This window comes from Micromonospora sp. NPDC004336 (assembly GCF_053602615.1).
The window spans coordinates 22,520-47,518 of record NZ_JBSGDY010000029.1 but is presented as its reverse complement, the minus strand read 5'-3'; the positions used below and the strand labels follow the sequence as shown (position 1 = coordinate 47,518).

At 77.0% G+C, this 24,999-nt stretch carries 25 protein-coding genes; 11 read left to right on the top strand and 14 right to left on the bottom strand.

The genetic code is table 11. The features are described 5' to 3' along the window. Positions 1-577: 577 nt before the first annotated feature. The 4 genes from ACWENR_RS09445 to ACWENR_RS09430 all read right to left on the bottom strand — a co-directional run bounded on the left by ACWENR_RS09445 (position 578) and on the right by ACWENR_RS09430 (position 6,779). Complete coding sequence (locus tag ACWENR_RS09445) at positions 578-1,222, bottom strand: response regulator (RefSeq protein WP_452276558.1); 645 nt, start codon at positions 1,220-1,222, stop codon at positions 578-580. Further along, positions 1,213-2,358: a sensor histidine kinase gene (locus ACWENR_RS09440; protein ID WP_452276557.1), complete on the bottom strand. Its 1,146-nt coding sequence runs from the start codon at positions 2,356-2,358 to the stop codon at positions 1,213-1,215. The genes ACWENR_RS09445 and ACWENR_RS09440 overlap by 10 nt, the downstream gene beginning before the upstream one ends. 4 nt (positions 2,359-2,362) lie before the next feature. Beyond that, positions 2,363-3,175, bottom strand: coding sequence for a DedA family protein (locus ACWENR_RS09435; protein ID WP_452276556.1), 813 nt, complete (start codon positions 3,173-3,175; stop codon positions 2,363-2,365). Positions 3,176-3,299: 124 nt separating this feature from the next. Next, a complete protein-coding gene (locus tag ACWENR_RS09430) occupies positions 3,300-6,779 on the bottom strand; it encodes a BTAD domain-containing putative transcriptional regulator (RefSeq protein ID WP_452276555.1) in 3,480 nt (1,159 codons plus the stop codon). 155 nt (positions 6,780-6,934) lie between these two features. On the opposite strand from ACWENR_RS09430, the gene ACWENR_RS09425 reads away from it, so the two are divergent. From ACWENR_RS09425 to ACWENR_RS09415, 3 genes are all read left to right on the top strand, one after another. Further along, a complete protein-coding gene (locus ACWENR_RS09425; protein WP_452276554.1) occupies positions 6,935-7,813 on the top strand; it encodes an alpha/beta fold hydrolase in 879 nt (292 codons plus the stop codon). A 210-nt stretch (positions 7,814-8,023) separates the two neighbouring features. After that, entirely contained in the window at positions 8,024-8,275 is a 252-nt protein-coding gene (locus ACWENR_RS09420; RefSeq protein ID WP_452276553.1) for an alcohol dehydrogenase catalytic domain-containing protein, read from the top strand. A 218-nt stretch (positions 8,276-8,493) separates the two neighbouring features. Beyond that, the gene (locus tag ACWENR_RS09415) at positions 8,494-9,408 is read left to right on the top strand and encodes an MOSC domain-containing protein (RefSeq protein ID WP_452276552.1); all 915 of its coding nucleotides are present in this window, start codon (positions 8,494-8,496) and stop codon (positions 9,406-9,408) included. Positions 9,409-9,434: 26 nt separating this feature from the next. On the opposite strand, the gene ACWENR_RS09410 is transcribed toward ACWENR_RS09415, so the two are convergent. From ACWENR_RS09410 to ACWENR_RS09395, 4 genes are all read right to left on the bottom strand, one after another. Continuing rightward, positions 9,435-10,961, bottom strand: coding sequence for a protein kinase domain-containing protein (locus ACWENR_RS09410; protein WP_452276551.1), 1,527 nt, complete (start codon positions 10,959-10,961; stop codon positions 9,435-9,437). 135 nt (positions 10,962-11,096) lie between these two features. Further along, positions 11,097-11,300 (bottom strand): hypothetical protein, encoded by a 204-nt coding sequence (locus ACWENR_RS09405; protein ID WP_452276550.1) that lies wholly within the window; start codon positions 11,298-11,300, stop codon positions 11,097-11,099. A gap of 2 nt (positions 11,301-11,302) precedes the next feature. After that, the gene (locus ACWENR_RS09400) at positions 11,303-12,358 is read right to left on the bottom strand and encodes a LacI family DNA-binding transcriptional regulator (RefSeq protein ID WP_452276549.1); all 1,056 of its coding nucleotides are present in this window, start codon (positions 12,356-12,358) and stop codon (positions 11,303-11,305) included. Positions 12,359-12,379: 21 nt separating this feature from the next. Then, complete coding sequence (locus ACWENR_RS09395; protein WP_452276548.1) at positions 12,380-13,615, bottom strand: MFS transporter; 1,236 nt, start codon at positions 13,613-13,615, stop codon at positions 12,380-12,382. A 27-nt stretch (positions 13,616-13,642) separates the two neighbouring features. Between ACWENR_RS09395 and ACWENR_RS09390 the strand changes: the two genes are divergently transcribed. Continuing rightward, on the top strand, positions 13,643-14,158 hold the full coding sequence (locus ACWENR_RS09390; RefSeq protein ID WP_452276547.1) for a CGNR zinc finger domain-containing protein: 516 nt from the start codon (positions 13,643-13,645) through the stop codon (positions 14,156-14,158). Between the two features lie 232 nt (positions 14,159-14,390). Here ACWENR_RS09390 and ACWENR_RS09385 read toward each other — a convergent pair whose 3' ends face one another. The 3 genes from ACWENR_RS09385 to ACWENR_RS09375 form a co-directional block, all read right to left on the bottom strand. Beyond that, a complete protein-coding gene (locus ACWENR_RS09385) occupies positions 14,391-15,239 on the bottom strand; it encodes an SAM-dependent methyltransferase (protein WP_452276546.1) in 849 nt (282 codons plus the stop codon). Positions 15,240-15,345: 106 nt separating this feature from the next. Next, positions 15,346-16,227 carry a helix-turn-helix domain-containing protein gene (locus tag ACWENR_RS09380; protein ID WP_452276559.1) on the bottom strand — a complete coding sequence of 294 codons (882 nt, stop codon included), beginning with the start codon at positions 16,225-16,227 and terminating at the stop codon, positions 15,346-15,348. 138 nt (positions 16,228-16,365) lie between these two features. After that, entirely contained in the window at positions 16,366-16,605 is a 240-nt protein-coding gene (locus ACWENR_RS09375; protein ID WP_452276545.1) for a DUF397 domain-containing protein, read from the bottom strand. Between the two features lie 260 nt (positions 16,606-16,865). On the opposite strand from ACWENR_RS09375, the gene ACWENR_RS09370 reads away from it, so the two are divergent. Continuing rightward, a complete protein-coding gene (locus tag ACWENR_RS09370) occupies positions 16,866-17,516 on the top strand; it encodes a GGDEF domain-containing protein (RefSeq protein ID WP_452276544.1) in 651 nt (216 codons plus the stop codon). Positions 17,517-17,681: 165 nt separating this feature from the next. Here the strand turns inward: ACWENR_RS09370 and ACWENR_RS09365 are convergent, their stop codons facing one another. After that, entirely contained in the window at positions 17,682-18,707 is a 1,026-nt protein-coding gene (locus tag ACWENR_RS09365; RefSeq protein WP_452276543.1) for a phosphotransferase enzyme family protein, read from the bottom strand. Positions 18,708-18,840: 133 nt separating this feature from the next. On the opposite strand from ACWENR_RS09365, the gene ACWENR_RS09360 reads away from it, so the two are divergent. Continuing rightward, a complete protein-coding gene (locus ACWENR_RS09360) occupies positions 18,841-19,491 on the top strand; it encodes a flavodoxin family protein (RefSeq protein ID WP_452276542.1) in 651 nt (216 codons plus the stop codon). A gap of 22 nt (positions 19,492-19,513) precedes the next feature. On the opposite strand, the gene ACWENR_RS09355 is transcribed toward ACWENR_RS09360, so the two are convergent. Next, complete coding sequence (locus ACWENR_RS09355; protein ID WP_452276541.1) at positions 19,514-19,996, bottom strand: type II toxin-antitoxin system PemK/MazF family toxin; 483 nt, start codon at positions 19,994-19,996, stop codon at positions 19,514-19,516. 89 nt (positions 19,997-20,085) lie between these two features. Between ACWENR_RS09355 and ACWENR_RS09350 the strand changes: the two genes are divergently transcribed. The 3 genes from ACWENR_RS09350 to blaOXA all read left to right on the top strand — a co-directional run bounded on the left by ACWENR_RS09350 (position 20,086) and on the right by blaOXA (position 22,413). After that, the gene (locus tag ACWENR_RS09350; protein ID WP_452276540.1) at positions 20,086-20,688 is read left to right on the top strand and encodes a DUF4291 domain-containing protein; all 603 of its coding nucleotides are present in this window, start codon (positions 20,086-20,088) and stop codon (positions 20,686-20,688) included. Beyond that, positions 20,685-21,365 carry a hypothetical protein gene (locus ACWENR_RS09345; protein WP_452276539.1) on the top strand — a complete coding sequence of 227 codons (681 nt, stop codon included), beginning with the start codon at positions 20,685-20,687 and terminating at the stop codon, positions 21,363-21,365. Before ACWENR_RS09350 ends, ACWENR_RS09345 begins: the two co-directional genes overlap by 4 nt. 181 nt (positions 21,366-21,546) lie before the next feature. Continuing rightward, positions 21,547-22,413 (top strand): class D beta-lactamase, encoded by an 867-nt coding sequence (gene blaOXA / locus ACWENR_RS09340; RefSeq protein WP_452276538.1) that lies wholly within the window; start codon positions 21,547-21,549, stop codon positions 22,411-22,413. Between the two features lie 168 nt (positions 22,414-22,581). On the opposite strand, the gene ACWENR_RS09335 is transcribed toward blaOXA, so the two are convergent. Next, complete coding sequence (locus ACWENR_RS09335; RefSeq protein WP_452276537.1) at positions 22,582-22,947, bottom strand: hypothetical protein; 366 nt, start codon at positions 22,945-22,947, stop codon at positions 22,582-22,584. 193 nt (positions 22,948-23,140) lie between these two features. Here ACWENR_RS09335 and ACWENR_RS09330 point away from each other — a divergent pair, with 193 nt between their 5' ends. Together ACWENR_RS09330 and ACWENR_RS09325 are read left to right on the top strand one after the other, a co-directional pair. Then, the gene (locus ACWENR_RS09330; RefSeq protein ID WP_452276536.1) at positions 23,141-23,656 is read left to right on the top strand and encodes an NUDIX hydrolase; all 516 of its coding nucleotides are present in this window, start codon (positions 23,141-23,143) and stop codon (positions 23,654-23,656) included. A 44-nt stretch (positions 23,657-23,700) separates the two neighbouring features. Then, a complete protein-coding gene (locus tag ACWENR_RS09325) occupies positions 23,701-24,966 on the top strand; it encodes a hypothetical protein (protein WP_452276535.1) in 1,266 nt (421 codons plus the stop codon). Positions 24,967-24,999: the final 33 nt, after the last annotated feature.

Sequence of the window (24,999 nt, the reverse complement as noted above, 5' to 3'; positions counted from 1 at the left end):
TCGCGAAGAAGTACCCCGAGGTCGAGGTCCGGCACATCGACCACCCCAACCCCGCGGCGCAGGGCGACATCTTCTGCGACGGCAACCACTTCGCCCCCCCCCCGCGCACGGGGTAAATCGTCTACGGCACCCAGCTCCGCAGCGCCCGGATTCGCCTTCGCGCAGAGGTCAGTCGTTTGCGACATCAGCTCCACAGCACGCACAGCGCCCACCCCACGCAGGGGGTGGATCGTTCACGGCATCAGTTCCACGACAGCCGGAACGGCCGCCTCCGCGCACAGGGGAAAGGCCGCCTGGCGCGGGTGTGCCGTCCGACGTCGGTCCGGTCGCGACCGTGTACGCCCCTCGGCGAGGTCTGACGGCCTCGGGTGGGTGGTGCGGTCGGGCGCTGTCGAGCTGCCCCGTCTGTGGGGCAGCGTGCCCTCACCCGAAGACGCCGTCCACCACGACCGATGACCTCGCGGGCCCGGTGACCGCCCGAGATCTTGGCGGAAAAGTGCCCCTCCAGGGGCCATCCCTCACCAAGATCTCCCAGGTGCCGTGCACCACCCCCGCAGCGGCCCGCGGAGGAGCGCGCTCAGACCCCCAGGTAGCGGAGGACCGCGAGCACCCGACGGCTGTAGCCCGCCGCCTGCGACAGGTCGAGCTTGTCGAAGATCGTGTTGATGTGCTTCTCCACCGCGCTCTGCGACACGTGCAGCCGCTCGGCGATCGTCGCGTTGGTGTGGCCCTGCGCCATGTGGTGCAGCACGTCCCGCTCGCGGGGCGTGAGCCGCGCCAGCGGGTCCGCGCGGTCGGTGCCGGCCAGCACCTGCCGCACGACCTCGGGGTCCAGCGCCGTCGCGCCCTCGGCCACCCGGTCCAGGGCGTCGAGGAAGTCGTCCACCTGGGCGACCCGGTCCTTGAGCACGTAGCCGACGCCCTCGGGGCGGTCGGCGAGCAGCCGGGTGGCGTACCGCTTCTCGACGTACTGGGAGAGCACCAGGACGCCCGTGTCGGGCCAGCGCCGCCGGACCTCCAGCGCCGCCCGCAGCCCGTCGTCGGTGTGGGTGGGCGGCATCCGTACGTCGGTGACGACGACGTCGGGCCGGTGCCGGGCGGCGGCGTCGACCAGTTCGTCCGCGGAGGCGACGGCGGCGGCGACCTCGTGGCCCTCCTCGGCCAGCAGCCGGGCGAGGCCCTCGCGCAGCAGCGTGGAGTCCTCGGCGAGCACTATCCGCACGGCAGTTCCACCGACACCCTGGTGGGCCCGCCCGCGGGGCTGTCGACCCGCAGCCGCCCGTCGAGCGCGGCGACCCGGCGGGCCAGGCCGGACAGGCCCGTCCCGGTGGGGTCGGCCCCGCCGACGCCGTCGTCGTGCACCGCCATCCTGACGTGCCCCTCCCCCGTGCCGATCTCGACGGTGATCAGGGTAGCGGCCGCGTGTTTCGCCGCGTTGGTCAGCGCCTCGCAGGCGACGAAGTACAGCACCGTCTCGACCTGCCGCTGGGGGCGTACCGGCAGGTCGCAGCGGACGCGGACCGGAACGGCGGAGCGCTGCGCGACCATCTCCAGCACCTGTCCGAGGTCGGCGCCGTCGAGCGCCGACGGGTACACCCGCCAGGCCACCTCGCGCAGCTCCGCGACGGCCTGTTGGGCGTCGGAGTGCGCCTGGGCGAGCAGCGCGGCGGTGCGCTCCGCGTCCCGGCTGCGGCGGGCCCGGCCGAGCAGCATGCCGAGGGCGACGAGCCGTTGCTGGAGACCGTCGTGCAGGTCCCGCTCGATGCGCTGCCGCTCGGCGTCCACGGCGGCGATGACGCCGGCACGGCTGGCGGCCAACTCCCGGACCCGCTCCTCCAGCAGGGTTCGCTCGTTCGGGCCGAGCAGGCGCCGGGCCACCCGGGCGTCCAGCGCGGCCACGCTCGCCACGGCCTGCACGTTGACCAGGAGCAGGGCCGTCCCGATGACGACCTGGAGCAGCGCGTCGGCCACGCCCAGGTCGCCGCGCAGCACGGCCCGCACCACGATGGCCGCCAGCACGACGCCGAAGGCGAGCACCCCGTACGCCAGCAGGCCCAGCGCCCCGGGCAGCAGCCGGGCGGCCAGGTAGGCCGCCTCGCGCCGGGGCGGCGCGCCGGGCGGGACCTCGACGCCCTGGAACCGGGCCAGCCGGTCCCGTTCCCACCGGGCGAGCGCCCCGACGTACCGCCGGATCGTGGCGCGGACCCGCCGGCGGGCCGCCGGGGCGGGCGCGGCGCCGGCCCCCGCGACGGCCGCGACGACGAGGAACAGCGCCTCGACGACGGCCGAGACGATGCCGAGGGCGACGCCGGCGGGAATGCGGGTCGCCCTCGGCGGGTGCGGTCGGGCGGTCTCCACCAGCTCAGCGCACCCCGTCGCGGTCCCACGGGTCCGGCTGCCCGTCGGAGTGTGCGCTGCGGTAGATGGTGCCGCGCCCGGCCGGGTCGGGCGCGTGGTTGAGCGAGGCGGGGCCGGGGGCCGGGTTCGGCTCGGCGTCGTCCGGCGTGCCGCGCCGGGCGCGCATCACGCGGGTCACGACGAACCAGCCGAACACCGCCACGCAGGCCACGATGACCACCTTCTGCAGCGCGCCGGCGTAGCCCTCGACCAGGTGCCAGTTGTCGCCGAGGAGGTAGCCGGCCATCACGAAGGTGGTGTTCCAGATCAGACTGCCGAGGGTCGTGTAGACCATGAAGGTCAACACGGGCATCCGCTCCACGCCGGCCGGGATCGAGATCAGGCTGCGGAAGATCGGGATCATCCGGCCGAAGAAGACGGCCTTGACGCCGTGCCGCAGGAACCACTCCTCGGTGCGGTCCACGTCGCTGAGCTTCACCAGCGGCAGCTTCTGCGCGATCGCCCGGATCCGCTCCCGGCCGAGCGCCGCGCCGATGTAGTACAGCGCGAGGGCGCCGAGCAGCGAGCCGAGGGTGGTCCAGAAGATCGCGCTGACCACGCTCATCCGTCCCTGACCCGCGACGAAGCCGGCGAGCGGCAGGATCACCTCGCTGGGGATCGGCGGGAAGAGGTTCTCCAGGGCCACGGCCAGGCCCGCGCCCGGACCACCGAGCCGTTCGACCAGGCCGATGACGAAACCGACCAGGCCGTCCTCGGGTGGCGCGGCCTCCCCCGTGGTGGTTCCGGCGGCGAGCAGGGAGTGCGCGGTACGAATCATGGTGCCCACGCTACGAACCCATCCTGAGAGCCGACCATGGGGTCGGCCACCCGGTACCGCCGGGCGACCGCAGCGGGCGGGGTGCGGAAAACCGCAGGGGCGGGCCGGCCGGCGAACCTGCTCGTCAGCCGGCCGCCCGCGCCGCGACCGCGCGGGCGGTACGCCGGTGCGCGGCGGCCTCGTCGGGGCGGCCCAGCGCGGCGGCGAGCTCGCCGAGGTGCTCGGCGACCGGACCGAGGGTGAGGATTCCGCTGCCGGCCCCGGCCATCTCGTCGGCGGCGGGGGCGAGTTCGGCGTACGCCCGACGCGCCGTGGCCTGGTCGCCGAGGGCTAGGGCGGCGCGGGCGGCGAGGCAGACGCGGGCCTCGCGCAGCAGGTCGTGCGGTGGGTCCGGAAGGGCGCGCAGCGCGGCGGCGGCCTCGCCCCGGTGACCGGTGGAGAGCAGCAGCAGGGGGCGCACCCAGGGCTCGTACGGTCCGAAGTCCCCGTCGACGTCGAGGCTCCCCGGCCGGCCGTCCTCGCGTTTGCCCACCGGCGGCAGGCGCAGGGACAGCAGCGCGAGGGCGAACAGGCCGTGTTCCATCCCGGGCATCCCGCTGCCGGTGAGGCTGTCGTGCGCGGCGCGGTACGCGTCCGCCGCCCCGGCCCGGTCCCCGCCGATCGCCAGCCGCAGCGCGGCGTACCACCGGGTGAAGACGCCCACCAGCGGCAGGTCGTACCGCCCGGCGAGGCGGTCGGCGGCGCGGGCGTGCGCGTCGGCGCCGGCGAGGTCCGCGAGCGCGCCGTGCGCCTGCACCAGGATCAGGTGGCCGAGGACCTCGAAGCTGACCAGTTCGTGCCGGGCGGCCAGGTCGACCAGTTCGGCGCCGATGCGGGCGCGCTCGGCGGCGAGGCCGGTCCGCCGGAAGGCGTGCACGAAGCGGGCGTTGAGCGCGTGGGCGAGCAGCGCCGGGTCCGCCAGCCGCCGGGCGACCGCCTCCGCCTCGCCCGCCGCCCGGTGGCCGCGGTCGGTGGTGGTGCCGCGCAGCTCCAGCGCGAGGGTGCTCAGCAGCCGGGCACGCCGCCGCGGCTCGTCGTCGCCGAGCGCGGCCAGCGTCCACTCGGCGGCCCGGACGACCTGTCGGGAGAGGCGCTCGTCGTCGTTGCGGGTCCAGACCGCCGGGACGTCGAACGCGGTCAGCACGTCAGCGGCCAGGGCGGGATCGTCGAGCCCGACGGCCGTGGCGACCGACGCCGACCGGAGCCGCCGCGCCTCGTCGAGGTGCCCGGTGACGGCGAGCGCGCGGCCCAGCCCCATGGCCGCCGTCAGCCGCCCGCGTACGTCGTCGTCGCCGGCTCGGTCGTGGGCGGTGACCGCCTGCCGCCACAGCCGGGCCGCCTCGTGCGGGTGGAAGCGGCGCTCGGCCTGCTCGGCGGCGGCACGCGCGTAGCGGGCCGCGCGGGGCGCGGTGGCCCGGCTCGCCGCGTGCCCGAAGTGGTGGGCGAGGGCGGCGACGTCGTGCGGGTACAGCCGCTCGATCGCGTCGCCGGCGGCGGCGTGCCAGCGGGCCCGGCGCGGCGCGGAGAGGTCGCCGTAGAGCGTGTCCCGGGTCAGCACGTGGGTGAACCGCAGCCGGCCGTCGGCGTCCCGCTCGCTGAGGAAGCCGGCCGCGAGGGCCCGGTCCAACGCGTCGAGGACCGCCGTCGGGTCGCCCGCCAGCACGGTCAGCAGGTCGGGGTCGACGTCGCGGCCGAGCACCGCCGCCTGCCGCAGCACGGCCTGCGCCGGCTCGGGCAGCCGGGCGAGGCGGTGCCGGATCACGTCGCGCACGCCCGCCGGGACCTGGTGCAGCGCGGCCGGGCCCTCCGCCGCGAGCAGCCGCGCCAACTCCCGGACGAAGAACGGGTTCCCGCCGCTGCGGCGGTGGATCAGGCGGACCACGGCGGCGTCGAGGTCCCGCCCGGCCACCGCGCGCGCCACGTCGCCGGTCGCCGGTTCGGAGAGGCCGCCGAGGTAGACCCGGGCCGGCTCGGCGCGGGCCAGCCGGGCCAGCGCGGCGGTCAGCTCCGGGGTGATCTCGGCGGCGCGGTACGTACCCACGACGAGCACCGGCCCGGTGACCGGTTCGGGCTCGCCGACCAGGGCGGTGAGCAGGTCCAGGGTGTCGGCGTCGGCGCGGTGCAGGTCGTCGACGACCAGCAGCACCGGTCCCCGCCCGGCCGCCGCCGAGACGAGCGCGGCGACGGCGCGGTGCTGCCGGAACCGGGCCGCCGCCGGGTCCGGACCGGCGACGGGCGCCGCGCCGACGTCCGCTCCCGGCCGAGCCGGCCCGGCGCCGTCCGAGGGGGCGAGCGCGTCGGTGATCCGGGTCCACGGCCAGGCTGCCGGTGCGCCCTCGTACTCGGGAACGTGGCCCCACACGGACGTCCAGCCGGCGGCGGTCAGTTCCCGGGCGAGCGCGTCGGCGAGCGCCGTCTTGCCCGCGCCGGCCTCCCCCGAGACGAGCGCCAGGGCGGGGCTGCCGTGCCGGACGGCCCGCCCGGCCGCCTGCCGCAGCCGGGCCAGTTCCTCGTCCCGGCCGGCGAACGGGCGGCGGTTGTCGCGCGCCACCGCCCCGCCGGGTCGCGCCGTCCCAGGCGCGTCGGCGCCACCGGGAGCACCGCCGGCCACGGGCGCGCCGGGCGGCGCGGTCGGACCGCCGGCCGGCGCGGCCGGGAGGGGTCCGGGCGGCGTGGTCGGGAGGGGTACGGGCGGCGTGGTCGCGCCGACGGGCGGCGCGGGCGGGGGGAGCCCGGGCGGCGCGGTCGCGGCGGCGGGCGGCGCGGTCGGCGCGGGCGGGAGGAGGCCGGGCGCCTGGGCGAGGATGTCGGCCTCCAGCCGCCGCAGTCGCGGGCCAGGGTCGACGCCGAGTTCGGCCACCAGGGTGTCGCGGACCTGCCGCAGCGCGGCCAGCGCCTCGCCCTGACGACCCGACCGGTACAGGGCGGTGGCCAGCAACTGCCAGGCGTCCTCCCGCAGCGGGTGGTCGGCGGCGTGGGCCCGCAGCCCGGTGACCGCCTCGGCGGCCCGGTCCAGGGCCAGCAGCGCCCCGGCCCGCCGCTCCACCGCCAGCATCCGCAGCTCGTCGAGCCGGTCGATCTCCGCGCGGGCCCAGGGCTCCCCGGCGACCTCCGCGTACGCCGGGCCCCGCCACAGCGCCAGCGCGTCGTCCAGGCGGGTCAGCGCCGGCTCGCCACGACCGGCCGCCAACAGCTCGCCCGCCTCGGCGACCGCCGCCTCGAACCGCCAGGCGTCCACCGCGTCGGGCTCGGCGCGCAGCGCGTACCCGGGTGGGGCGGTCACCAGCAGCCGGGCCGGCTGGCGGGGCGGCCGGTCCGGCTCCAGCGCGCGACGCAGGTCGGCGACGAACGTGCGGATCGCTCCCACCGCGCCGTCCGTGGGCGCCTCCCACAGGTCGCCGACGAGCCGGTCGACCGGCACCACCCGGCCGCGGGCGACGAGCAGGCGGGCCAGCACCGCCCGCTGGCGGGGGCCCTTCAGCGCGACGGGGCCGGCGGCGTTCGCCGCCACCACCGGCCCCAGCACGCCGAAGGTCACCGTGGGTGCCGCCGCCTGCCCGGTCATGGCACCAATCTAGGCGTGCCCGCCGGCCGTTCCGCCTGGCCGGGGTCGCCGTGTCGGCCCGCTCATCCGTTGCTGACCGGCCGCTGACCGCCCCCGGGCACGCTCGGAGCCGGACGGGGCGGAACCACCGCCTCCACCGCAGGGAGGGACCCACCATGAACCCGACGATCAGGGGATTCGACCACCGACGCGTCACCGTCGCCGACGGCGTGGCGCTCAACGTGGCGGTCGCCGGCTCCGGCAGCCCGGTGGTGCTGCTGCACGGCTTCCCGCAGACCCACCTCATGTGGCGGCACGTCGCCGCCGACCTGGCCGCCGACCACACCGTGATCTGCCCGGACCTGCGCGGCTACGGCGACAGCGACAAGCCCGCCGACCCCGACGGCACGGCGTACGCCAAGCGCACCATGGCCGCCGACGTCGTCGCGCTCGCCCGCGCGCTCGGGTACGACCGCTTCGCCCTGGCCGGGCACGACCGTGGCGCACTGGTCGCCGTCCGCGCCGGCCTCGACCACCCCCGGGCGGTCACCCACCTCGCCGCCCTGGACGTGCTGCCCACCCTCGACATGTGGGACGTCATGCACGGCACCACGGCCGCCGTCGGTTTCCACCTCTACCTGATGGCCCAGCCGCCCGGCCTGCCCGAGCAGCTCATCGGCGCCGCTCCGGACGCCTTCTTCGGCCACTTCCTCGACGCCTGGACCCGCGACCCGGACGCCCTGCCCGCCGACGTGCGGGCCGCGTACCTGCGGGCGTCCCGGGAGGCGGTCCCGTCGATCGTCGCCGACTACCGGGCGTCGGCCGGCATCGACGTCGCGCACGACCGGGCCGACCGCGCGGCGGGCAACACGCTGCGCATGCCGGTGGCCGTGCTCCAGCAGGACTGGGGAGCCGCCCTGGGCTACGACGCCGCCGCGCTGTGGCGGGCGTGGGCGCCGGACCTGACGCACCGCACCGTCACCTGCGGACACTTCATGGCCGAGGAGTCGCCCGCCGAGGTGGTCAAGGCCCTGCGTTCGCTGCTGGCCAGGTAACGGGCCCGGCCGGCGGGCCGGCACAGGCGGGCCGCGCCGGGCGGGCCGCGCTGGGCGGGCCCGGCGGGAGGTGGCCCCGGCGGGAGGCGGCCCCGGCCGGGCCGCCCGGAGTGGGCGGACGGGACCGGAGCCCGCCTACGATGAAGCGTTCGGATCTTGGCCACCCCGTCAAGGACCACCGTCAGCAGCAGTCATGTGGAGGGCTCTCCCGTGCGTGCCATACAGATCGATCGCTTCGGCGCACCCGACGTCCTGAGTCTCGTCGAGGCTCCCCCGCCTGAGCCAGCTCCCGGGGAGGTGGTCATCCGGGCGGTCGCGACCAGCATCAATCCGGTCGACGACAAGACGCGGGAGGGCGCCATCGGCGAGGGAACACCGCCGCTGCCGATGACGCTCGGATGGGACCTGGCCGGCATGTTCCTGCGGGGCGGCCTGGCGGGAAAGATCACCGTGGTCTTCTGAGCCCCCCGCCCCTCCGGCGCACCCCTGGCCGGAAGGGCAGGGGGTGCTCACCCAGAACCGCCGCACCGGCATCCACCAGGCCCTCCGCGGTCTGGCCCGCGTCGCCGTCCGCCCACGACAACTCCAGATGAGACGGTCGCCTGGGAAAGGCTGCCCCCGTCGTCGACCGGGGTCGATGCCGCCGTCCGACGGATTGAAGATCAAGCTAGGGTGGCCGGGTGACCCAGCGCATTCCGAGCGTCGGCGGGCGGCCCGCCGAGGCGTCGTCGACACCCCTCGCGACGCCCCGTGACGGGGGCGGCGCGGTGACCGGGCGGCTGGCCGAGCTCTGGCGGTACCCGGTCAAGTCCCTGCTGGGCGAACGGCTGTCCGCTGCCGAGGTGGACGCGGCGGGAGTGGCGGGCGACCGGCGGCTGGCCCTGCGGCATCGGGACACCGGGCGGGTGGCCAGCGCGAAGCACCCCCGGCTCTGGCGGGACCTGCTCACCCTGCGCGCGGCCGGCGCCGCGCCCGATCCGGTACGCCTCACCCTGCCCGACGGGCGCGAGGTGTCCAGCGTGGACGCCGACGTCGACGGCGTGCTGTCCCGGGTGCTCGGCGCCCCGGTGACGCTGATCGACCGGCCGCCCGCCGGGGCGACGCTGGACCGGGCGGACCCGGAGGCGGTGCTCGCCGGCGGGATCGCCGCCGACGTGCCGGTGCACGCCAACCCCCTCGGGGCGGCGGCGCCGGGCACCTTCTTCGACTTCGCCCCCGTACACCTGGTCACCACGGCGACCCTGGCCCGGCTGGCCGCCGAGATGCCCGGCGGCACGCTCGACGCGGCCCGCTACCGCCCCAACCTCGTCGTCGAGGCCGACGCGGACGCCTTCGCGGAGAACGACTGGGTGGGCCGGGAGCTGCGGATCGGTCCGACGCTCGTGCTGCGGGTGCTCGCGCCGACGCCGCGCTGCGCCGTGCCGACCCTCGCGCACGGGTCGCTGCCCCGGCAGCCCGACGCCCTGCGCGTCCCGGCCCGCCTCAACCGGGTCGCGCCGCTGCCGCAGCTCGGCCCGCAGCCGTGCGTCGGGGCGTACGCGCAGGTGCTGCGCGGCGGCCGCGCGGAGCAGGGGGCGGCGGTCGAGGTCGGCTGAGCGCGCCGGCCGGTCCCCGAGGGGGATCAGTCGTCGTCCTCGTCCTCGCCGCGGAGCCCGTCGTCCACCCGGTCGAGCAGGGCGTCGAGGCGGGCCGCCGTCTCGGGCGAGATCCGCTCCTCCTCGGCCGCCTCGGCCACGCGCTTCCGCAGGTCCCCGATCCGCTTGGCCCGGTCCTTCGGCTTGCCACGGTCGAGTTCGGCGAGCTTGTCCCGGAACTGCTCCAGCGTCTTGCGGTCGATCTCGCCACGGACCTGTGCCTGCAGGAGCACCGCGGCGAACTCGGCGGCGAGCTGGCGCAGGCCGAGCGGGTCGGGTCGGGCGGACGCCGTCGGCGACGGCCGCGGGGCGGCGCTGCTGGCCGGTGGTTCGGCGCTGGTCGGCTGCTCCGCCGGGGCCGTCGTCGCCGGGGCCGCCGCGGACGGCGGGCTCCCGTCGTCGCCGATGGCGAGCACCCCGACGAGCCCGACGACAAGCGCGGCGCCGACGGCGACCAGCACCGTGATCGGCCGGTTCCCCCGCGACCCCGGCCCGGCGCCCGGAGCGGGACGCCGATCACCGGCGGCCGCCGCCGGCACCGCCCGGCCACGGGTCGGTGGCGTCTTCGCCCGGCCCACCGGGGCCACCGTGGTGGGCGGCGACGAGCGGTCGATCAGCGTCGGCGGGTGCGCCGGGGCCGGCGCGGGCAGGGTCGGCAGGACCACCGTGTGCGGGCCGGCGGGCGCCGCACCGGCGAACCGCCCGGCCAGGTGGGCGGCGGCCGGCCGGTGGGCGGGATCCGGGGCGAGGCAGGCCAGGGTCAGCTCGGCGACGTCGGCGGGCAGCCCCGGGACCCGCAGCGGCGGCACGGGCGGGTGGCCGGCGTGCACCTCCAGCGCGTCCTCCCAGGTCCGCACGGGCAGCGGGGCGCGGCCGGTGAGGGCGCGGTAGAGCAGCGCGCCGAGGGCGTAGACGTCGCTGGCCGGGTTCGGCGGCCCGGGCCGCATCCGCTCCGGAGCGAAGTAGGCGGGCGTGCCCATCAGCAGCTCGCCGGTCTGCCCGGCGAGTGGGTGGTCCGGGCCGGCGAGCGCGGCGATCCCGAAGTCGAGCACCTTGGCGCCGGTCTCGGTGAGCATGACGTTGCCGGGCTTGATGTCCCGGTGCACCACCCCGATGCGGTGGGCGGCGGCCAGCGCGGCGGCGACCTGCCCGGCCATCCGGACGGCGTCCGGCCAGGCGAGGGGCCCGTCGGCGAGTCGGTCGGCGAGGTTGCGCCCCTCCACCAGTTCCATCACCAGGTACGGCACGACCGCCCCGCCGAGGGCCGCCTCGCCGTAGTCGTACACCTGGGTGACGTGCGGGTGGGTCAGCCGCGCGGCGGCGCGGGCCTCGCGCCCGATGGTGGCCCGCAGGTGCGGGTCGGTGCCGAACTCCCCGGCGAGGGCCTTGACGGCGACGGGGCGGTGCAGCACCTCGTCGTCGGCGCGCCACACCTCGGACATCCCGCCGAGGCCGATGCGCTCGCGCAGGACGTACCGGTCGTGCAACCGCAGGGTGGGCGAGAACGGCGACATAGCCGTTCAGTCTGCCTGGCCGGGGTGGCCGGGCACCACCCGCGGTGCCCGGTTGCGCGCCGGTCGTCCCGCTGTGGGGTCGGACGACCGGCCGCGCGGGTGACGGTGGCCACCCGCGCGGCAGGTCGGGGGCGGTCAGGAGCAGCGTTGCGGCGCGGGCAGCGGCGGCGGCTGGATCCGGTCGGCGATCCGGCGCAGGGCGCCGGCGGCGGCCAGCCGCGCGGGGGCGAGCCGCGCGGCGCGGGGGCGCTCCGCGATCACCGGCGCGTCCGGCCGGGCGGAGTTGACGTGCCGGGTCACCGCGTCGATGGCGGCGATCAGGCCGGTGGGCTGTTCCATGGTCAGCTCCTCGGGACGGGTCCGGTGGAGGTCCGGACGACGAGTGTGGTGGGCAGCAGGACGTGGCCGGCCGCCGGATCGGCGGGCGGGTCGAGCAGGAGCTGGGCGGAGATGCGCCCCTTCTCCTCGGCGGGTTGCCGCACGGTGGTGAGGCCCGCCTCGGCGGCCTCGGCGATGTCGTCGAAGCCGGTGACGGAGACCGGTGGTCCGCCGGCCTCGGCGAGGACGTCGAGGACGCCCAGGGCGAGCACGTCGGAGCAGGCGAGGACCGCCGTGGGCGGCTCGGGAGCGGCGAGCGCGGCGGCGACGGCGGCGGCGCCGGCCGCCCGGCTGTTGCCGGTGGCGGCGAGCAGGGTCAGCTCGGACCAGGCGACGCCGACCTCGGCGAAGGCGTCGGCGAAGCCGGCGAACCGGGCCCGGGTGGTGGGGTGGGCGACGGCGGCCACGTCGGGCAGGCGCAGCTCGCCCGGGGCGACGCCGGGTCGGACGGCGTCGCCGAGCAGGGCGACCCGGCGGTGCCCGAGCCCGGCCACGTGCGCGGCGACCGCGCGGGAGGCGGCGCGCTCGTCGATGCCGACGTAGCGGTCGTCGGGGCCGGCGTCGTCACGGGGCGCGGTGGTCACCACGGGCAGGCCCCGTTCGCGGAGCACGTCGACGACCCAGCCCTCGTCGCCCACGCAGTAGACGCAGAAGCCGTCGACTGCCGCGTCCTCCACCGCGCGCCGCGCGCCCGCCTCGTCCGCCGGCAGCGGCACGAGCAGCAGGCTGGTGCCGTGCCGCTGGGCCGCCTCGGCGACGCCGGCCAGGAACCGGACCGCGAAGGGGTCGGTGAAGGCGTACGACAGCGGCGACTCGAACAGCACCCCGATGGCGCCGACCCAGCCGCGCCGCAGCGACCGGGCGGTGGGGTTGGGGCCGGGGTAGCCGAGCTGCCGGGCGGTGTCGAGGATGCGTTGGCGCAGCGCGGCGGAGAGCTGGTCGGGGCGGCTGTAGGCGTTGGAGACGGTGCTGCGGGAGACCCCGACGGCGTCCGCCACGGCCTGCAGGGTCGGCTTCACCGCACGCTCCTCTGTATCGATTCAGTCTGGATCGATACAGAGATTAGCGGCGGGGCCGGGAACCGTCAATGCGCCCGCACCGGCGGGTGTCGCGGCGGCGGGCGTCCCCGTCGAGCGTTCGTCGGCGGCGCTCGCGATGCGGGCCGCGACGAGGTGGGCGGCGGCGGCCGCGAGGAGCGCGACGGTCAGGCCGGCGTGCACGAGGGGCGCCGCGGCCAGCGCGCCGACGCCCGAGGCGGTGATCTTGAGGCTGGCCCCGGTGGTGAAGACCTGGGCGCGCAGGCGGGCGGGCGTCTCCTGGTGACGGATCCGGATCAGCCCGGCGAGCTGGGGCCCGTCGCCCGCGCCGATCACGACGGCCGCGAGGACCGCGGCGACCGGATGCCCGGCCGCCGCGATCGCGATGCCGAGTCCGGCCAGCACGGTGGCCCAGGTCAGGACCCGTCCCGGGCGCCGCAGCGCCGCGCGCCGGTCGAGGAGGGCATTCGACGCCAGGGCCGCCGCGGCCAGGACCGCCAGCAGCATCGGGCCGGCGGCGGGAGTGCCGAACCGCTCCTGGCCGATCGCCGGCACGAGGACGGCGAACAGCCCGAAGCCGCAGGAGGCCACACAGGACGACGCGGTCGCGGCCCGCAGCCCCGGCTGACGGGTGATCACGGCGACGCCCCGGCGCAGGTCGGCCAGCGGACGCGTCCGCCCACCGGGGCTCTCGTCACGCGCCACGCGGGCGAAGGGTGCGCACGCCGCTCCCGCCCCGAGCAGGAGGAGGGTCAGGACCAGCGGCGCGGCCGACCCCGCGATCGCGTACGCGACACCGGTGAGGGCCGGGCCGACCAACCCGGCGAGGCTGTAGGAGCTCGCGTCGAAGACCGCCAACCGTCGGGCCCGGGCGGCGTCGAGATCGGTGAGCGAAGCCGACCAGCCGCCCGCGACGGCCGGCCCGAAGAGACCGGCGAGGACCGCCACCCCCATGGCCAGCCCCTCGTGCCGATGGTGCAGCGCGACCCCGACCGCCGCCAGCCCGACCGCGAACGATGCCAGGGAGAGGGTCAGCGGGCCGCTGGACCGGGCCCGGTCCAGCCAGACGCCGAGCAGTGGACCCCCCACCGCCGCGGCGACGGCCAGGAGCCCGAACACGGCGGCGCCGTCGCCAGCGGAGGACCCGCCGAAGGCGAAGAGCAGGATCGCGGTGCCGGCCATCTCGTCCCCGGTGCGCGACACGAGCGCGCCGAGCGGAGCGATGTAACGGTTTATCACGGGGATTACGTTACATAGGATGGTGGCATGGCGATGTTCAAGGCGGGGGCGGAAGCCGCGGCACGGCGCTGCGCCGACGTGATCAACGCGGCCGAGGCGGACGACGCGGGCCTGTGCGCCGCCCTCGCCGCACACGGGGAGGCGGTCTCCTCGCTGCGGCCCGACGAGGCCCGCCAGCTGCGTGACGCCGCCGCCAGGCTCCGCCCGATCGCCCGGGCCGGCTCGCTCGAGGAGGCCTGCGCCCGGCTGAACGAGGTGCTGGCCGCCTGCGGGCCACCGCGGCTGACGGCGCACCAGGACACCCCGTGGCACCTGCACGTCGACAGCGGCGACGACGCCGACTGGGGCGAGTGGTTCACCGCCTCCTCGGCGATGGCCCTGGCCATCCTCGTCGCCGAGCACCAGCAGCCACCCCTGGGCGTCTGCCGGGCGCCGGGGTGCGACCGCGTCTTCCCGACACACAGCCCCGGACGCCCGCGCCGCTACTGCTCCCCCACCTGTTCCTCGCGAGCCCGCGTCGCCAGCCACCGCTCCCGCGTCTAGGAGGCCGTCCTGCCGCGCCGATCGGCGCCCCCGGCCGGCATCCCGCCCGGGCCGGCGGGCCGACCGGAAAAGGGCACGAACGCGTCCGCCCCGCCGGACAGGCCGAGCGGGGCGGACCGGCCGGGCGGGGCCGGATGCCGGCCGGGCGAGCCGGCCGGGCGGGCCGAGCGGGGCCGGGCGAGCCGGCGGGGCGGGCCGAGCGGGGCCGGCGCCGCCGGCGGATGAGGGCGGGTCAGGGCTTGCGGGCCACCGCCCCGTACATGCTGACCTCGGCCACCGACGGCCGTGGCTGCGGGGCGTCGTCGGCGCGCCACTCGGCCACCGAGGTCACGCCGGGCTCCACGACCTCCAGGCCGTCGAAGAACCGGACGAACTCCGCCCGGCTGCGCAGGTTGATCACGCCGTGCGGACCGCCGCCCCGGCCGGCGGCCTTCGCCTCCCGGGCGATCTCCGGGGGCAGGTGGTCGTGGGTGGCGTGGGAGGCCGCCAGGTAGCTGCCCGGCGGCAGCGCGTCGAGCAGCCGGGCGACCACGGCGTACGGGTCGTCGCCGTCGGGCACGAAGTGCAGGATCGCCACCAGCATCAGCGCGACCGGCCGGGACAGGTCGATGGTGCGCAGCAGGTCGGGGTGGGCCAGGATCTTCTCCGGGTCGCGCAGGTCGGCGTCGATGTAGGCGGTGGCGCCCTGCGGCGAGCTGCTCAGCAGCGCCCGGGCGTGCGCGAGCACGATCGGGTCGTTGTCGACGTAGACCACCCGCGTCTCGGGGGCGACCGCCTGGGCGACCTCGTGGGTGTTGTCGGCGGTCGGGATGCCGGTGCCGATGTCGAGGAACTGGCGGATGCCCGCCTCCCGGGCCAGGTGACGCACGGCCCGCTGGAGGAAGCGGCGGTTCTCCAGGGCGGCGGTGCGGATCGTCGGGAAGGCCGCCGCCACGGCGTCGCCGGAGTCCCGGTCGGCCTGGAAGTTGTCCTTGCCGCCCAGCCAGTAGTTGTACCGGCGCGCGGGGTGGGCCACCGAGGTGTCGATGCGGTCGCTCGGGTGGGTGGGGCCGGTGGCCGCGCCCGGGGCGTCGGTGGTCAAGGTTGCCTCCACGACTCTGCGCCAACCGCCACCGGTGGCGTCCGTCCACTGTCGCCGGTCGGCGACCATGCTAGCCGCAGAGCCCTCGGCGCACGGCCCCGGACGGTCACGCCGGGTAGAGCTCGTCCAGGAGTCGGCCGAGGATCTCCGGCGTACGCTCCGGCGGCTCGGCCTCGACGCAGAGCCGCTCCATCGCCACCGCGTAGTAGTCGAGGTCGTCGCGCTTGTCGAGATAGAGCGCGCTGGTGAGCTGTTCGATGTAGACGATGTCGGGCAGGTCCTGGTCGCCGAAGCGCAGGATCGTGAAGGCGCCGCCCGCCGCCGCGTGCCCGCCGGCGGCGAAGGGGATGACCTGGAGCCGGATGTGGGGTGACCTGGTCGCCTCGATCAGCGCCGCCACCTGGCCGCGCATCACCTGCGGCCCGCCGATGGGCCGGCGCAGGGCGGCCTCGTCCACCACCGCCCAGAGCAGCGGTGGATCCTCCCGGCGCAGCAGCCGCTGGCGCTGCATGCGCAGGGCGACCCGGCGCTCGATCTCCGCCGGCGCCGCCCGCCCGTGGCCGAGCAGCACCACCGCCCGGGCGTACTCCGGGGTCTGGAGCAGGCCGGGGACGAACTGGACCTCGTAGGAGCGGATCAGGGCCGCGGCGGCCTCCAGGCCGAGGTACGACTGGAACCAGCTCGGCAGGACGTCGCCGTAGCGGTGCCACCAGCCGGGGCTGTTGGCGTCCCGGGCGAGCTTGAGCAGCGCCTCCCGCTCGTCCGGCTCGGTGACGCCGTAGAGGGTGAGCAGGTCGGCGACGTCGCGCTCCTTGAAGCCGACCCGACCCAGCTCCATCCGACTGATCTTCGACTCGGAGGCCCGGATCTCCCAGCCGGCGCCCTCGCGGGTCACCCCGCTGGCCTCGCGCAGCCGGCGCAACTGGGCGCCGAGCAGCATCCGCAGCACGGTGGGCCCGGTGGCCGGACCGCCCTCGGCGGGAACCATCGTCACTGCCGCCCCTCCGCATGCCCCGACCGTGCCGGCCGGGGACCCCGGCCCGGCCGACGTGTAAGCATGCCATGAACCGTGAGTGAGGAGAACTCCCCGGCGGTCGCGGATTCCGACCACCGCCGGGGGCGGCGGTCAGCCGATCAAGTGATCGAAGTCACCATCGCGGGCGCCGAGCACGAAGGCGGCGATCTCGTCCACCGTGTAGATCAGCGCCGGGCCTTCCGGGTGCCGGGAGTTGCGCAGGGCGATGCCGGCACCGCCGGGCAGTTCCGCCAGCTCGACGCAGTTGCCGCTGGGGTTGCTCCGGCGGCTCTTCTGCCAGTTGAGCGGGGGCAACTGGGCGGTGGGAACGCCGTTGGGAGGCTGCTGCATGGGGCGTCTTTCTCTGCGCGAGGGCGCCGATGCCGCGCGGCGGGGCTGCGGAGACTCGCACGGCATCGACGAGGGGCTTGCTGCACGTGCATCTGCTCTTGCATCTGCATCGGACGGCGAGCATGATAACGCACGTGACCGGTACCGATCCGTTCACTCTGCGTCACCGACAGCTGAGCTGCCACCAGCGACGACAGGTCCCGCGAGACGCGGCACGCCGTGCCTCGAGGGCTGCGGACATCGTGGCGATGGGAGGTCTCGTGCCGGATCCGCTGACCATCGCGTCCGGCATCTGCGCGGCCGGGGCCATCGTGACCACCTGGCAGCTGCGCAGCCGCGCGCTGCGGGCCGAGGCCGAGATCCGGCACCTCCAGGCCGAGCTCGCCGCCGAGCGGCACGCCGCCAGCCACGATCCCCTCACCGGCCTGCCCAACCGTCGCGCGTTCTATCGGATCGCGGCCACGCTGCTCACCGACGCGGCCGGGCAGCCGCTGATCGCCGTGGTGCTCGACCTCGACGACTTCAAGCAGATCAACGACCGCTACGGCCACGCCGCCGGCGACCAGGTGCTGGTCAGTGTCGCCCAGCGGCTCGCCGCCTTCGCCGGCGACAACCTCGTCGCCCGGCTCGGCGGCGACGAGTTCGCCGGGCTGCTGGCCAGCCCGACGGTCGACCGCCGGTGGATCGAGCACGCCACCCGCCGGCTCTGCGAGAGCCTCGCCGCGCCGATCCCGCTCGGCGGCCTCAGCGTCCGGGTGACCGCCTCCGTCGGGCTGGCGCCGGTCACCGGCCCGGCACAGCTCACCGAGGCGCTCGACCGGGCCGACGCGGCGATGTACCGGGCCAAGAGCCTCGGCTCGGCGCGCACGCCCCGGCAGCTCGTCGACACCGCACGTCTCGCGGAGTGCTGAGCACGCGGCCCGCCCGCGCGAGCGGGGACGGCCGCGGCGGGAAGCCGGGCAGATCGCTCGCCCCGGCCACCGGGTCCCGGCGGCCGCGCCCGGCGCGACACCGGCCAGGGTCCCGCGCGGCGCGACGCACGCGAGGGTTCCGCGCCCGTCGCGCCCCGGCGGCGGTCAGCGGGAGCGGGCCAGGCCGGCCAGCGCCGAGCAGGCGGTGGTGACCAGGCCGTCGGGTGACACCAGGCCCCGCACGATGCCGAGCGCCCGCCGCCGGTCCGCCTCGGCGCCGGCGACGTCGAGCGCCTGACGGGACCAGTCGGCGATGTCGTCGAGGGCGCGCAACGCCTGGAACCAGGCCAACCGGGTCGCGTCGACGTCGACCGGGCCGTAGCCGGCCAGGACGGCGGCCCGCTGCGCGGCGGTGACGGGCGCGAAGGCCAGCACCCCGCCGCCGATGACGAACATCAGGTCACACTCGCGCGGCGCGAGCACGGCGTCGTCCCAGTCGATCAGCCAGACCCGGCCACGGGGGCCGAGCAGCAGGTTGCCCAGGTGCGGGTCGCCGTGGCAGACCACCGCCCGGCCGGCCGGGACGCGCGGACCGGCGCCGGGCCGCTCCACCTCGCGGATCAACGTCGTCACCGCGCCGCGCGCCCCGGACCAGATCCGGGCCAGCTCCCCCACCAGCGGATCGGCCCGCTCCGCCGCCGCGGGGTCGCGCAGCCGCGCGTTCACCTCGTGCGCGCTCGCGACGACCGACGGGTGGTTGGCGCCGCCGGCGGGCAGCAGCGCGGCGAGTTCGTCGGTCACCTCCGCGGCGTGCACCGCAGCCAGCACCTCGCCGTACGCGCGCCAGTGCGCGGTCGTCATCGGGCCGCCCAGCGCCCGCGCGTCGGAGACCCACGGCACCAGGGACAGCCGGCGACCGCCCCGCTCGCTCCACAGCCGCCCGTCGCGGGTACGCAGCGGGGCGGCGACGCCCGGCACGCCCCCGGCCGCCAGATGCGCCGACACGACCAGGCCGGCCCCGGTGCCGCCGCCGCTGAGCTTGACCGCGTAGCGGGTACCGTCGGCGGCCCGGGCCTGCCACAGCAGGGCGAGCCGGTCCGCGCCGTGCCCGACCGCCTCGGTCGCGGTGAGGCGCACCCCGAAGTCGTCGCGTACCCAGTCGCGCAGCGCGTCCGGCGGGTCGTCGGCCATCCCGACACCCTGCCATCGGCACGCCGACCGGCACACCCGGTTTTTCGGGCGGCCGCCGCGTCCCGACGTGTCCCGCGGCGCCTGCCGGGTATGCCGGGGGACATTCAGCGCGGCGCGGCCGAGAGGAACGATCGTGGCGACCATCCGGGCCCTGGTCCTGAACTGCACCCTGAAGCGGTCACCCGCCCCGTCGAGTTCGGAGGTGCTCGGGCGGGAGGTCCTCGACGAACTCGCCACGCAGGGCGTCGAGGGCGAACTGGTCCGGGTCGTCGACCACGACGTGCGGTTCGGGGTCTCCATCGACGAGGGCGGCGGCGACGGGTGGCCGACCATCCGGTCCAAACTGTTGGCCGCGCAGATCCTCGTCGTCGCCACGCCGATCTGGCTGGGCCAGCCGTCGGCCGTGTGCAAGATGGTCCTCGAACGGCTCGACGCCGAACTGTCCGAGACCGACGCCGAGGGCCGGCTGCTCACCTACGGCAAGGTGGCCGGCGTCGCGGTCGTCGGCAACGAGGACGGCGCGCACCACACGATCGGCCAGGTGCAGCAGGCCCTCAACGAGGTCGGCTTCACCTGCCCGGCGGCCGGCGCCACGTACTGGGTCGGCGAGGCGCTGCACAAGGTCGACTACATCGACGCCCGGCCGAAGCCGGACACCACCGGGCGCACCACGAGGGCGCTGGCGCTCAACAGCGCGCACCTGGCCCGCCTGCTGGCCGAGCAGCCGTACCCGCCGCCGGACGCCCGCGACGCCGGGGTCTCCCCCAGCCGCGAACCGGCCTGACCTCCGAGCGCCGCGAACCTCGTCAGCGCCAGCCGTAGCCGGCGCGCAGGGCCCGCCCGACCCGGTCGAAGCGGGCCCGGTCCAGCACCGCGCCCTCCCGACGGATGCTGTCCTCCCGCATGGTCAGCACGCGGTCCAGGCGTACCCAGCTCGGCCGGTTGTCCCGGTCCCACTCGCCCGGCCCCAGCGCCAGCCAGTGCCGCTGGCCGTCGCGTTCGCTCTGGCTGGAGAGCATCAACCCGAACAGGGTGCGGCTGTGCCGGCCCACCACCAGCACCGGGCGGTCCTTTCCCTGACGCGGGTCGTCCTCGTAGGGCACCCAGGTCCAGACGATCTCGCCCGGGTCCGCGTGCCCGTCGAGCTCCGGGGCGTACGTCAGCTCCCGGCGTTGCAGCGCCGCGACCTGGCGCCGCCGGGCCACCTGCGCCGGCGCGGGCCCCGGCCGGCGGGGCGACGGGATGACGCCGCCGATGCGCGCCGCCACGCTCCTGATAAGTCCAGCCACGACCGGCAGCCTATCCTCCGCCCCGGCGCCGGCCCGAGGCGGCGACAATCCGCTGGACCGGCGAGCGGCGCTCGATCAGGATCGACGGCATGACGGTCCCCGCCCACCAGGTCCGCGCCGACTTCACCGCCGACACCGTGACCGTGTACCAGGCGTACTCGCCGGAGATCGCCGGGGCGGCGCTGGCCGCCGGCCGCTTCGTCCCGCCGTTCAAGCGGGAGCGGATGACCTGGGTCAAGCCCTCGTTCCGCTGGATGATGTACCGCTGCGGCTGGGCCACGAAGCCCGGGCAGGAGCGGGTGCTCGCCGTCGAGATCACCCGCTCCGGCTTCGAGTGGGCGCTGGCCCACTCGTGCCCGAGCAGCTTCGACCGCGACCGGCACCCGGACCGGGAGACCTGGTCGCGGCGGCTGCGCGACAGCCCGGTGCGGGTGCAGTGGGACCCCGAGCGGTCGCTGCGGCTCGCCCCGCTGCCGCACCGGTCGCTGCAGGTCGGGCTCTCCGGCGAGGCGGTGCGGCGGTACGTCGACGAGTGGCTGGTCGCCCTGACCGACGTGACCCCGACCGCCTGGGCGGTGCGCGCGGCGCTCGACGCCGGCGACGACTCCGCCGCCGAGGCCCTGCTGCCGCCGGAGCGCCCGTACCCGCTGCCGCCCGACGTGGCCGCCGTCGTCGGCGCGACGATCCCGTGAGGGGAGACCGCGCCGTCCCCGGGCCGCCTGCCGCCGCGCGGCACGCGCCGATCCTCCAGCCGGTGCTGGAGGTGGACTTCCTCGACGGCTTCACGCTCTGGCCGGTCGCCGAGGTCGGGCCGTGGCTGGCGCTCTCGGGTACGCTGACCGCCGCCGAGGTGGGCACCGCCGTGGCGCGGATGGCGGCGTACAACCACGTCGACGACCGCACCGTGTGGCCTCAGGGCGACGATCCCTCGAGCGCCGTGCTGCCGCTGGTGGCGGCCGGGCCGGAGCCGGGCTCCCTCGTGGTGCCCGGCGGGCTGCGCCTCACCGACCCGGGCACGGGGGCGCGGATCGACCCGGGCTGCTGCTGCGGCCTCGAGGACTGGCGCTGCTGGTACGACATCCCGTCGGGGGCGTCGCCGGACCAGGGGCACGACCCCGCCCCCTGGGTGGAGCACCGCGCGGACGGCACGATCCGGGTCTGGGCGGACGAGGAGCGCAGCGCCCACGTGGACACCCACGTCGACGAGCTGCCGGGACTCGTCGACGGCGTCCGGGCGGACCTCGCCGCGTTCCTGGGGGCGCTGCGGACGTGGGCCGACGAGGTCGTGCCCGCCGGCGCCGACGCGTTGGTGGAGAGCCTGGACCGCCATCTCCAGATCTCGGCGCCGGGGTCCTGGGCGACGCGGTGAGCCGCCGACGGCGCGGGTGGGGCGGGCGGCGGTCCGCCACGTGCTTGACTGGGGTGTCGGTTCCGGCAGCGGGAGGCGGTTACGGGTGACCTTCGACGGGTGTCCCCCGCCCGACGCCGGCCGGGATGCCCCGCGCCGGCCACGCTCTCCGCGGCCGGCTCGCGGGCGGAGCGTCGCGGGCGTGACCGCGCTCGCCCTGGCCCTGCTGGCCGGCGCGGCCGGTTGCGCCGCAGGCGAGCGCCCCGCGCCCAAGCCGACCGACGGCCCGTCGGCCACCGCCGCGCCGTCGGCACCGCCCGCGCCGCCCGCACCGACGGTCGAGACCCGCGACGACCTGGCGAGCCTGTTCCGGCAGGCCGGCCTCCGGGGCACCTTCGTCCTGTACGACGTCACGGCGGCGCGCGTCGTCATGGTGGACCGCGCCCGGGCCGAGCGCCGGTTCGTCCCGGCCTCGACCTTCAAGATCCCGCACAGTCTGATCGCCCTCGAGACCGGCGTGGTGCGCGACGAGCACGAGAAGGTCCCGTACGGCGGCCGGCCCCAGCGTGTCGCGGCCTGGGAGCAGGACATGGGGCTGCGCGACGCGGTCCGGGTGTCCAACGTGCCGGTGTTCCAGGAGCTGGCCCGGCGGATCGGGCCGGAGCGGGAGCGGGAGTGGCTGCGCCGGCTCGGCTACGGCAACGGCGAGGTCGGCGCCGAGGTGGACGCGTTCTGGCTGCGCGGGCCGCTGGCGATCTCGGCCGACGAGCAGGCGCGGTGGCTGGCCCGGCTGGCCCGGGGCGAGCTGCCGGCCGACCGGGGGCGCCAGGCGACGGTCCGGGACATCCTGCGCCTGGAGCGCGCCGCCACGCACACCCTGTACGCCAAGACCGGCCTGACCGACGCCACCGATCCCGGCACCGGCTGGTGGGTCGGCTGGGTCGAGCGCGGCGACCGGCTGTACTGCTTCGCCCTGAACGTGGACATCCGCACCGACGCCGACGCGGACAAGCGGCTGCCGCTCGGCCGGCGGCTGCTGCACCGCCTCGGCGCCCTGCCCACCGCCTGACGCCCCCTCGGCGGGCACCGTCGCGGATCCCGGCGCGCCGCACCCAGGCCGCGCCCGGCCGGGACCGCTGCACCGCTCCCACCACCGACCCCCGCCCCGGCACACGGCCCGTCCGGGAGCGTCGTACCGTCTCGACCCGATGCGTCGTGGCGGCGTTCCCGACGACGGTCAGGTGCCCGGCGTGCGCACCGGCCAGATCAGGCGGAAGAGCCGGTCCGGTGCCGCGCGCCCGCCGTGGCGCGCGCGCAGGACGAGGCGGCCCCCACGCCACGTGCCGCTCACCTCGACGTCGCCTGCGCCGAAGTGGCCGGGCGTGGTCAACGAGATCCGGTCGGCGGACACGGCGTACCGGACGGCGTGGACGCCGCTCAGGGGCGACTCGCGGCGCAGCCACCGGGCGATGGCCGGCCCGTGGGTCGCGTCGGGGGCCGGCTTCACGAGGACGTCGAGCGCGAGACCGTCGGGATAGAAGCGGAACACCTGGATGTCCGAGGCGTAGATGCCCGACAGTCGGGCGCGGCGCGGCTTCGTCACCGTCCGAGGATGCCGGATCCCGCTCGTCGGCGGGCCGGCTCCCCCGCCGGCGCCGCGACCCGCCGGCGGGCGGCCGGGCGGGGCGCGCGCTGCAAGCCCGTGCCGCCCGGGACGCCGGCCCGGTTCCGCGACGTCGACGGGCGGCCGGCCGGTCGAGCACGGTCGGGGACCGCGTCGCGGGCATGATGGACCGGTGATCGAACTGCCGCGGGATCTGCCGGTCTTCGAGCGCAGCGCGGTGCGGGTCGTGGTGCTCGACGCCGCCGAGCGAGTGCTGCTGTTCCACACCCGCGACCCGGACCACCCCCGGCTGGGCACCTGGTGGGAGCTGCCCGGCGGCGGCGCGGACCCCGGCGAGACGTACCTGGACACGGCGGTGCGGGAGCTGCGGGAGGAGACCGGCATCGTCGTCACCGCCGGGCAGGTCGGCCCACCGACGTGGCGGCGGCGGGCCAGCTTCGTCCACCGGCAGCGGCGGCACCTCCAGGACGAGGTGATCGTGCGCGTGCGGCTCGCCGGGCCGGGGCCGGACGTGGACGAGGCGCACCGGCTCGACTACGAGGTGGAGGACTACTTCGGTTTCCGCTGGTGGCCCTTGCCGGAGGTGGTGGCGAGCCGGGAGCGGTTCTACCCGGGCCGGCTGCCGGAGCTGCTGACCCCGTTCCTCGCCGGTGCGGAGATCGACGAGCCCTTCGAGTTGTGGTCCTGACCGGCGGTGGTGACGGCGCGGGCGGCAGCGGGCACAGTGGAGCGGTGACGACGGACATCCGCGCTCCCCTGGCCCGCTACGCCGAACGCCTGCACGCCGTGATCGGCGACGGGCACCACGTCGCCTCCCCGCTCGGCGCCTGGCTGCTGCTGGCGCTCGCCGCTCCGGCGGCCACCGGTCCGACCCGCGGGGAGCTGGAGGAGGCGCTCGGCACGGACGTGCGGACCGCCGCCGAGGCCGCCCGCGCCCTGCTGGCGGCGCCGCACCCGCTGGTGCCCTCGGCGACCGCCTTCTGGCACCGGCCGGGGCGGGCGGCGACCGCCGGGCTCGACGCGTGGCGGTCGGCCCTGCCCGCGCCGACCGTCACCGGGCCGTTGCCCGACCAGACCGGGCTCGACGCGTGGGCCCGCGAGAACACCCTCGGCCTCGTCGAGGCGTTCCCGTTGACGGTCACGCCGGACGTGCTGCTGGTCCTGGCGAGCGCCCTCGCCACCCGGGTGTCCTGGGCGGAGCCGTTCGAGGTGGCGCCCGCCGCCGCGCTCGGGCCGGGCGGCGCCTGGGCCGGCCGGCTGAGCCGGGCGCTGCGCACGCCGGAGCACGGCCACCGCTGCTGGATCGCGGACACCGCGCGGGCCGGCACCGTCGCCGCGCACGCCGCGCGGGCCCAGCCGGCCGGCGCCGCCGACGGCGAGGCCGGGCTGGTGGTGGTCTCCGTGGCGGCCGCCCCCGGGGTGGCGGCCCGCGACGTCCTCGCCGCCGCCCACGGGATCGCGGCGGAGGCCGTCGCCGCGGGCGACCGGCTGCCGGCCGGCCGGCGCTCCCTCTTCGACCTTCCGCTCGGCGAGACGCCGCTGTGGAGGCTGCGGGAGGAGCCGGTCCGGACCTCGGCCCCGGACGGTCGGGAGGAACGCGTCACGGCGGCCCTGCCCTGCTGGTCGGCGCGGAGCCGGCACGAGCTGGCCGCGCCCGAGCTGGGCCTGCACGCCGTCCGCCGGGTGTTCGGCGAGCTGCTGGAGGCCCCGGGGCTGGACTACGAGGCGGCGCAGGCCGCGATGGCCCGCTACGGCCGGTACGGCTTCGAGGCCGCCGCCGTCACCGGGATGATGGCGCGGATGAGTCTGCCGCCCGAGGGGACCGCGCGGATCGCGGAGCTGCGCTTCGGCCACCCGTACGCGGTGGTGGCGGTGGCCACCGACACCCGGCCCGGCGGCGCGACCGGGCCGTGGCACGGCGTACCGGTCTTCTCGGCGTGGGTCGCCGAGCCCGAGGAGCTGCCCGAGGCGGATCTCGTCGACCGCCCCGCGCGCTGACGAGGGCGGGGCCTCCGGCGCGCGCCGGAGGCC